This is a genomic window from Luedemannella flava (assembly GCF_039528515.1).
Lineage (GTDB): Bacteria > Actinomycetota > Actinomycetes > Mycobacteriales > Micromonosporaceae > Luedemannella > Luedemannella flava.
The window spans coordinates 45686-53916 of the sequence record NZ_BAAALT010000065.1 but is presented as its reverse complement, the minus strand read 5'-3'; the positions used below and the strand labels follow the sequence as shown (position 1 = coordinate 53916).

Here is an 8231-nt window from a genome sequence, read left to right as displayed (position 1 = left end):
CCCGCGCCCCCCGCCGGCGGCGGGGGGCGATCGCGCCGCGAGGGTCAGCGCGGCGCGCCGGTCCTCGTCACGATCCTGGCCGTCTGCGTGCTGCTGCTCGGCGCCACCGTCGTCGGCATCCTCACCGGCAAGCTGCGGCTGCCCACGCAGGCCGCCGGCGAGACGGACGTGCCGTCGGTGTCGGCCGGGCTGCCCACCACCGGGGCCGCGGCAACGTCGGACCCGGTGACCTCGGCGCCGCCCACGACGGCCGGGCCCACCAGCGCCGCCCCGACGAGCGTCCCGCCGTCCACCGCGCCCGTCACCGCGTCCGTCGACCCCGAGTCCGCGCCGGTGGTCAGCGACTCGCTGGCGGCCGAGGGCTCATGGATCAACAGCACGCACTCCAGGTACGACGCGACGTGCCGGCTCGACGGCGCCCTCACCGTGACCACGAACCACATCCCCATCGGGTCGTTCCGGTGTCAGGGTCCGGAGATCAGCCTCACCAACTTCACCGTCGCCGTGGACGCCACCATCCCCGACGCCAACAGCTGCGCCGGGATCTGGTTCCGGTTCATCAACAACCGCGGCTACGCGCTGCAGGTCTGCAAGGACAAGTACGTCTTCCTGACGCACGCCGGCAGCCTGTCGCGGCTACGGACGATGCCCTTCGCCGAGCCGCTCGCGGACGGCGCCAAGGTCCACGTGGTCGTCCGCGCGCACCGGAACACGTTCCTGTTCTTCAAGGGCGACGAGCTGATCGGTCAGCACACCGACAGCACCTACGCCAAGGGCCGGGTCATCCTCGGCGTGTTCGTCCCCAGCGCGACCTCGGTCGCCCCGGTCACGACCCAGTTCAACGACATCACGATCTGGAAGAACTAGCCCGAGCGGTCGGTGGACCTGTGCGCCCGCACCCGCACGCGGCCCGGCGCTACACCCGGGCGAAGTGCGACGCGGCCGACCTGCACCCGGACAGCCGGGGCGCCTACGGCGGCGCGAAGGAGCCGATCGTCACGAGCCTCGTGTGGTCCGACGACGGTCCGGGCCTGTCCGCGACCGGCTCACCGTCCCCGTCGGTGGCCGGCAGCCGGCCCGCGCCGTTGGTGCTCACTCCGCAAGGGGGCGGGCCCGGTCACGCTCGGTGCGACCCCGGACGACTACTGACGCCGCCGGGGCAGGGCCGTCAGTCCCGCACGTAGTAGTGGCCGTTGGTGTCGTCGGCCCGGCGCGCGACCGGTTTCAGGCGGCCCGGTTCCGGACGGCGGTCAGCCGTGCACGATCGGCTGATCCGTCGATCACGGTCCGTGCACCACCATCGGTGGCGTCGATGGCTGCCAGGGGTGGGGGTCTGTGGATGCGCGTGCCCGTGCGCAGGGCCGGGATCGCCGTGCTCTTTGTCGCGATCGCCGCCACGGCGGCCCTCGTCACGAATCTCGTGTGGTACGGCGACGACGATCCGCGGCCGGCGGTGGCCGCTGTGGACGTTCCCGCCGACGGGTACGCCTACCTCACCGATCATGAGCTCGCGGTGGTCCGCGACGCGACGGTGGTGGGCCGCGCGCTGGGCCGGTTCTCGAACGCGGACCCGCACTGGACGGGGGACGGGAAGTTCGCGTTCGCGGTCAGCGGCGATGCCGAGGAACGCGTGGTCGTCGTCGACTGGGCGGGCACGGCGACGGCGGTCGTCTGCGACTGCCTGACCGCCGCACCCGGGACCGACGGAAAGATCGTCTGGGTGTCCCAGGGCAGGCTGTGGACCCTGACCCCGGGCACGACCCAGGCCGAGGCGGGGCGGGCCGTGCCGCCGCCACCGTCCACGGCGGCCGGCGACCCGACCGTGGTGGGCAGTGACGGCACCCGGGTCTTTCTCGCGCAGGAGACGGTCGCGTCCGCGTCGATCACCTCCGACCGGCTGCTCGCGGTCGACGCCGGCGGCGCCGTGAAGGTGGTCGAGCCCGACACGGGCTCCGTGGAGCTGATGCGGCCGGGCGGCGTCGGTCCCACCGGCCCGTTGGCGTATGTGGTCGCGCACCGGGAGGACCCGTGCCGGCACCGCCGCGACGTGCACCTGCTGGGACCGGACGGCACCGTGGAGGTCACCGACACCGCGGCGGTCGGCGGCACCGAGCGGGACGTCGGCCGCAGCGTCGACGACCTGTGGTGGGGCCGCGACGGCCGGTTGTACGCCACCATGTCGAGCTGGCGCTGCGTCGAATGGTCGGGCAACACCATGCCGATCCAGCCGCACGGCCTGTGGCGGCTCGACGGGCGGCGCTGGGTGGCGGTGGATGGCACCGAGAGTCTCGCCTGGCGGCAGCTCGGGGCCGGGCGGCTGGCGTTCGTCGACCTGAACGGGGTGCTGCACACCGAGCACGACGGACGGCGTACCAAGGTGGCCGAAGGGGTGCGCGCGATCCACGCGCCCGTCGTCGGCGGGGCTCCGGACGCTGCCGCGGCGGCCAGCGGTCGGCCCGTCCCGACGTACGGGCAGTTGGTCCTCTCCCCGAACGGGGTGGGTCCGATCGTGCTCGGTGCCACGTCACGCGCCGCGGAGCGGGCCGGGCTCGTGTCGGTCGACGCCAAGGGTGACTGTGTGAGCTGGACCGGGAAGGGCGCGCTGGCGGGGCTGGTCGCGTATCCGGACCAGCAGGGCCGCGCGTCGTACATGTCGGTCTTTGAAGGGTCGCTGCGGACGGCGACCGGCGCGGGCATCGGCACCAAGCTGGCCGACCTGCGCAGGGACTACGGCGGCAAGCTGCGCGAGTACGTGTCGCCGGTGAGCGACAACTACCGCGCGTACTTCGTCGACGAGGGGCCGAACTCGATGGTCTTCCTGCCCATCGACGGGGACCGCGTCAAGGCCGTCCTCATCGGACCGACCGATGGCATGCAAGGGCTCGTCGACTCGGGTGAGGTGTACTGCTGATGGGGTCGAGGACCAGGCGCAACCGCCGGACGCCCGCGGCGCCCCCGGCGATCCCGCCAACCGCGCCGCCGCCGAGCGCGCCGTCGTTGCGTTGGCGCGTGGCCAGGTATGTCGGTGCCACCGCCACGGCCATCCTCGTCGGCGTGACCCCCTTGGTGATCCAACACGAGTTCCTCGACGAGGACACGCCGCGGGTCGCGGCCACCCAACCTCCGGCTACCCAGGCGTCGGGTGTCGCGCCGAGCGGTCCGGCCGCGCCACTGACCGTGGGGATCACGGCGGGCGGGAGCGCCTGCTTCGGCGGTTGGCTGGTTGGTCAGGCGCCGGGCGCGATCGCTGCGCCCAGCGTCGGCGGAGCGGACTCGGCCGGTTGGGACCAGTGGGCCAGGGGCGTGGGCGGGATTCCGGCGACCGCCATCTTCGTCCGGCTGGACCTGCAGGGCCTGGGTGAGGCGGAGGTGATGATCCACGACATCCGCCCGGTGGTGGTCGCGCGGGACGCTCCGGTGTCCGGAACCCTGGCGAAGCCCCAGTGCGGCGGGGACAGGTACTACCGGTTGATGGTCGCCGACCTCGATCAGACTCCGCCGGCCAGGACCTATGAACTTGACGAGGACCTGGCCAGGAGCGTGCCGCCGCAGGAGCGTCGGCCGATCAGGTTCCCGTACGGTGTGTCGCTCAAGGAGTCCGAGTCGATCCTGGTCATCGGCACCACCAACCGCCACGACGTGCGGTGGCGCATCGAGATCGACTGGTCCTCACAGGGGCGCACCGGCACGTACGTCGCGGACCGGAAGGGGCAGCCGTTCCGCGTGACGGGTGCGGGCGGGGCGATCGCGACCTGCCTGTGGGGGCTCGAGGGCGGGCTGATGGACGGCTCCGCACCCGACTGTCCGGGCTAGGCAGTAGACGTCGGTCTTCCCAGTTCAGACCCCATGCCTCGGGGCGCCGACCTATGGCATCCTGCCGGGATGCAACCTGGCGCCGGGGCGCCCCGTGTTCTGAAGGTGACAGTGTCAGACTTCGAGGCGTTCTACCGGGGCACCGCCCCGCGACTGATGCGGTTCGCCTACGGCCTCACGGGTGGTCTCGCCGAAGCGCAGGACTTCACCCAGGAGGCGTATGCCCGTGCCTGGCAACGCTGGTCCGCCCTGCAGAAGTACGAGAATCCCGAGGCCTGGCTGCGGCTGGTGGTGACCCGGCTGGCCACCGACTGGTGGCGGCGGCTGCGCGTGCGCAGAGCGGAGCCACCACCCGAGCCCGACGTGGTCGCGCCACCGGACGAGGAGCTGATGATCCTCGTCGCGGCGTTGCGGACGTTGCCCATCGACCAGCGCAAGGCCCTGGCTCTGCACTACCTGCTGGACCAGTCGGTGGCCGACATCGCCGTCGAGATGTCGGCGCCGGTCAACACGGTGAAGTCCTGGCTCGCCCGCGGTCGGGCGAGCCTGGCCGCAACCCTGGGGGAGCACAGCCATGTCAACTGATCTGGACCGTCTGTTCGGCAAGCTCGCCGACCGGGTCGACGCGGTGGCCCCGCCGGCCCTGGACCAGGTGCGCCGCCGGGCCCGGCAGCGCCAGCGCGGCACCGCGCTCACCGTGGTCGCCACCTGCCTGGCCGTCATCAGCGCGGCCGTGGGCATGAAACTGCTGCTGACCCCGACCCCGTCGGTCGACCCGACGCCGCCGGCGCTGCCACCGGCCACCTCCTTCACCGCGTTCGACGGCTCGGTCGCGCCGGTGCTGCGGTACCCGGGCCCGGTCCGGTTCGGGGCCACGTCCACCATCGGTGACCGTGCGTACGCGATGTGGATGGCCGAGGACGGCACCGAGTGGGTCGGCGGCATCGACCTGACCACCCGTCGGCCGCTGTGGCCGGCGCTGTCGCTGGGCAAGTTCGGCGACACCAACGGCATGCAGGTGTCGGCGGGAGCGATCCTGCTGCTCACCGAGCAGGGCTACGACAATCCGTTGATCAAGGATGGTGCCGACACCATCGTCGTGGTCGACCCGGCCACCGGGAAGGTCGCCTGGACCCTGCCGTACAGCTTCAACGACTGCGACTGGGCCGTGTTCGCCGACACCGTGGTCCTCAGCTGCCCGGACAAGGGCACCGTCCAAGGACTTGACCTGCGGACCGGCGAGGCTCGCTGGAGCACCACCGGGGCGGCCGTGGCTGACGGCGTCAACGCCGTCCAGGGGCTGGACGGGTTCTTCCCCCGGCACGGCTGGTCGGAGGAACCGAGCACCAGCGACCAGGTGGTGCTGCACCTGACCGACGGTCAGGTGCAGGTCCGCGACGCGGCCAGCGGCGCGGTCGTGAAGCAGCTGTCGATGCCGGTGCTGAACGGCGGCCAGGAGGTGGTCGTCGACGGCGTGCTCTACCAGTTCACCGGCACGACCAGCAGGAGCATCGCCCTGGACGGCTCCGCGGCGCCGGTCGACGCAACGCTCCCCGTCCCGGCCGGTGAGGCGCGGTTGTACCCGTGTGGCGCGGGCGGACGGTTCTGCGCGGTCGCCAACGTCGGCGACGAGCGGGCCACGGTGACGATGGTGGACGTGCCCGCCGGCCGGACGGTGTGGCAGGTCGAGGTGGCCACGCAGGCCCGCGACCTGATCCCGTCGGCCGCCGGGCTGCTGGTGCCGGGGCAGCGGTCCACGGTGCTCGGACTGGACGGGAGCACGCTGGCCGAACTGGACGGCAACGCCATGTGGCTGGAGTCGGGCAACCTGCTGGTACTCGACGGCAAGACCGTCGTGGGGTACCAGCTGGCCACGCGCGAAAAAATCGAGCTGGCGCAGCTGCCCGGCGCCCGGTACTGCTCCTGGAACAGCACCATGCTGACCTGCCCGACCACGGAAGGCATCGGGGTGTACCGCTACGCGGGTTGACGGGACGGGGGCCGCCCCGCTTCGGCGGGGCGGCCCTAGTTGGCCCACTTCCAGACGGTGTGGAAGCCCTCGACCTGCCGCATCCAGAAGTACCCGTACGCGGGGGTGCTGCCCAGGTAGGGCCCGATCTGGTCGAGGAGGACGCGGGTGCCCTTGCGGTCGTGCTCGCCGAGGAAGTTGGCCAGCGCCAGCCAGTGCCGCACGGTGATGCCGCGGCCGGTCAGGCGCGGCTCGCCGGCGCCCCGCCACTTCGCGGCGCACGCCTGGATCTCCGCGATCACCTCGGGCCGGTGGAAGTAGCTGCGCTTCGCGGTCAGCGACTCCGACCGCGAGTCGAACCCGTACTCGCGCAGGGCGTACTCGAAGTGGGCGAGCAGCGGCAGCATCACCACCGGGGAGCCGGCGGGCGCGGCGGCGGCCGGCCCGCGGGCGGCGGCGAACATCTGCTCGTGCGAGCCGTACCACTTGGCGCAGAGGAACGACACGGCGCTCAGGTGGGCCTCGAAGTTGACCGGATCGCGCCGGACCGCCTCGTCCATCGCCCGGTGGAAGTCGGCGTGCTCGCCGCCGGCGAAGTTCGTCGACATGCGGGTCACCCACGGGTACGGGTCGTCCGGGTTGAGCGCGATCGCCCGCTTGCTCGCGTCGGCGGCGAGCGCGGAGAGCCGGTGGAACTCCGCGAACTGCTCCGGGCTGGTGTTGCGCGCGGACGCGCTGCCCCGGGCGCTGCCGGCCTGCCCCAACAGCGCGTCGGCGCGCAGGATGGCGACCGTCGGGTCGTCCGGCGCCGTGGCCTCCCAGGAGTTCAGCCAGCGGGGGGAGTCCTCGGCGGCGTCGCCCAGGGCCGCGAGCCGCCGGCCGCGCAGCTCCCAGTCCCGGCCGGTGGCCGCGAGCAGCTCGCGGGCCGCCAGCCAGTCACCCGAGAGCGCGCGGTCGCGCGCCCTGCGTAGCTCCAGGTCGGCCTGGGCGAAGTCCTGGTCGGGCGCGGGCGGTCTGCGGAAGAGTCCGAGCATCCGGCGATCATAGAACCTGTCCCCGCGCCGCCCAGGCCCCCGCGGAGAGCGTGAACGACCCGGCCGGCAGCAGGCGGGCGCACGCGTCGCGGATCGTGTCGCGCCGGTCGTCGGGCTGCGCGGCGAGGTACGCGCCGGCCGGCCCGACACCGAGCGTGAACGGCTCCCACCACTGCTCGAACGACGCGAAGTCCACGCTGATCGTGAGCATGGTCGACGTGACGTCGACCAGCCCCGCGCGGCCGAGCAGTTCGTCGAGCTGACCCGGCCCGGTGCCGGCGAGCCGCGCCTCACCCGGCGCGTCCGGGTCGACGGACAGGGCGGCACGCCAGAACACCGTCAGCGGCGCCGTACCGCCGACGAAGTCCCACACGGTCGCCGCGACGGTGCCGCCGGGCCGGGTCACGCGGGCCATCTCGGCGAGCCCGGCCACCGGGTCGGCCATGAAGTGCACCACGAGCTGCGCCGCCGCGCGGTCGAACGCGTCGTCGGGCCAGGGCAGTTCCTCGGCGACGCCGTGCCGCGCGTCGACGCCGGGCAACCGTTCCCGTACGGCCGCGACGAACGGCTCGGACGGGTCGACCGCGCTGACCGACCCCCCGCCCAGCCGCGCCGCGAGCACGGCGGTCAACGCGCCCGGACCGCAGCCCACGTCGAGCGCGCGCAGGCCGGGTTCCAGCTCCAGGTAGTCGGCGAACGGCACGGCCAGGGGCTCGGAGAACCGGCCCATGAACCGCGCGTAGGCCTCGGCCGCCACGCTGAACGACATGCGGCCACCCTAGCCATCGCCGGGGCCGCGCTGACCGTTCGCCGGGCGCGGGAACCGTTCGGGCGGCGTTTCCGTCCGGCGCGACCGTTAGCATCGGGGGATGCGGCGTGCGGAGGCGGCGGTCTCGATCGACGTACCCATCGAGGTGGTCTGGGCGGTGTTGACCGACCTGGCCACCTATCCGTCCTGGGATCCGTTCATCGCCGCCGCCGAGGGTGGCGTCGCCGTTGGTGACCCGATGGTCCTCCGTGTCCGCCTCGCCAGCGGCCGGCAGGTCACGTTGCGCGCGAAGGTGGGCCGCAGCGTGCCGCCCACCCAGATCGGCAGCGCCCGCACCGCCATCCTGGAGTACGACCTGGTCGGCCCCCTCGCCGCGATGAACGCCGTGCGCTCGCGCCGGCGCCACACGCTGCGGCAGGCCGCCGACGGCGCGACCGCCTACCGGGTGGAGGAGTGGTTCCGGGGCGCGGCGGCGCTCGGCGTGCCTGTCGGCCGGGTGCAGGCCGCGTTCCGGGCGCAGGCCCAGGCGCTCAAGGAGCGCGCCGAAGGTCTGCGCCACGCGGCGCAGCCCGCACCCGAACCCGTGCCCACCGCCTGACGTCGACGCGCCGATGGCCCGGCCGACGCGCGACCGGGCCATCGGGGC

At 73.3% G+C, this 8231-nt stretch carries 8 protein-coding genes and 1 pseudogene; 7 read left to right on the top strand and 2 right to left on the bottom strand.

Going from position 1 to position 8231, the window contains the following annotated elements; all coding sequences use genetic code 11:
* The 6 genes and pseudogenes from ABD211_RS13180 to ABD211_RS13155 all read left to right on the top strand — a co-directional run.
* Window positions 1-867, top strand: a pseudogene (locus tag ABD211_RS13180) (hypothetical protein); the annotation flags it as partial.
* 20 nt (window positions 868-887) lie between these two features.
* Complete coding sequence (locus tag ABD211_RS13175) at window positions 888-1184, top strand: GrpB family protein (protein WP_344130102.1); 297 nt, start codon at window positions 888-890, stop codon at window positions 1182-1184.
* A 161-nt stretch (window positions 1185-1345) separates the two neighbouring features.
* Window positions 1346-2911 carry a hypothetical protein gene (locus tag ABD211_RS13170; RefSeq protein ID WP_344130099.1) on the top strand — a complete coding sequence of 522 codons (1566 nt, stop codon included), beginning with the start codon at window positions 1346-1348 and terminating at the stop codon, window positions 2909-2911.
* 143 nt (window positions 2912-3054) lie between these two features.
* Entirely contained in the window at window positions 3055-3813 is a 759-nt protein-coding gene (locus ABD211_RS13165; protein ID WP_344130096.1) for a hypothetical protein, read from the top strand.
* Window positions 3814-3924: 111 nt separating this feature from the next.
* Entirely contained in the window at window positions 3925-4398 is a 474-nt protein-coding gene (locus tag ABD211_RS13160) for a SigE family RNA polymerase sigma factor (protein ID WP_425560402.1), read from the top strand.
* Window positions 4388-5803, top strand: a complete 1416-nt coding sequence (locus tag ABD211_RS13155; RefSeq protein ID WP_344130091.1) for an outer membrane protein assembly factor BamB family protein — start codon at window positions 4388-4390, stop codon at window positions 5801-5803. The genes ABD211_RS13160 and ABD211_RS13155 overlap by 11 nt, the downstream gene beginning before the upstream one ends.
* Window positions 5804-5838: 35 nt before the next feature.
* On the opposite strand, the gene ABD211_RS13150 is transcribed toward ABD211_RS13155, so the two are convergent.
* Both ABD211_RS13150 and ABD211_RS13145 read right to left on the bottom strand, forming a co-directional pair.
* Window positions 5839-6816 (bottom strand): tetratricopeptide repeat protein, encoded by a 978-nt coding sequence (locus ABD211_RS13150; RefSeq protein ID WP_344130088.1) that lies wholly within the window; start codon window positions 6814-6816, stop codon window positions 5839-5841.
* Between the two features lie 7 nt (window positions 6817-6823).
* Entirely contained in the window at window positions 6824-7585 is a 762-nt protein-coding gene (locus ABD211_RS13145; RefSeq protein ID WP_344130086.1) for a class I SAM-dependent methyltransferase, read from the bottom strand.
* A 100-nt stretch (window positions 7586-7685) separates the two neighbouring features.
* Here ABD211_RS13145 and ABD211_RS13140 point away from each other — a divergent pair, with 100 nt between their 5' ends.
* The gene (locus tag ABD211_RS13140) at window positions 7686-8183 is read left to right on the top strand and encodes an SRPBCC family protein (RefSeq protein ID WP_344130083.1); all 498 of its coding nucleotides are present in this window, start codon (window positions 7686-7688) and stop codon (window positions 8181-8183) included.
* Window positions 8184-8231: the final 48 nt, after the last annotated feature.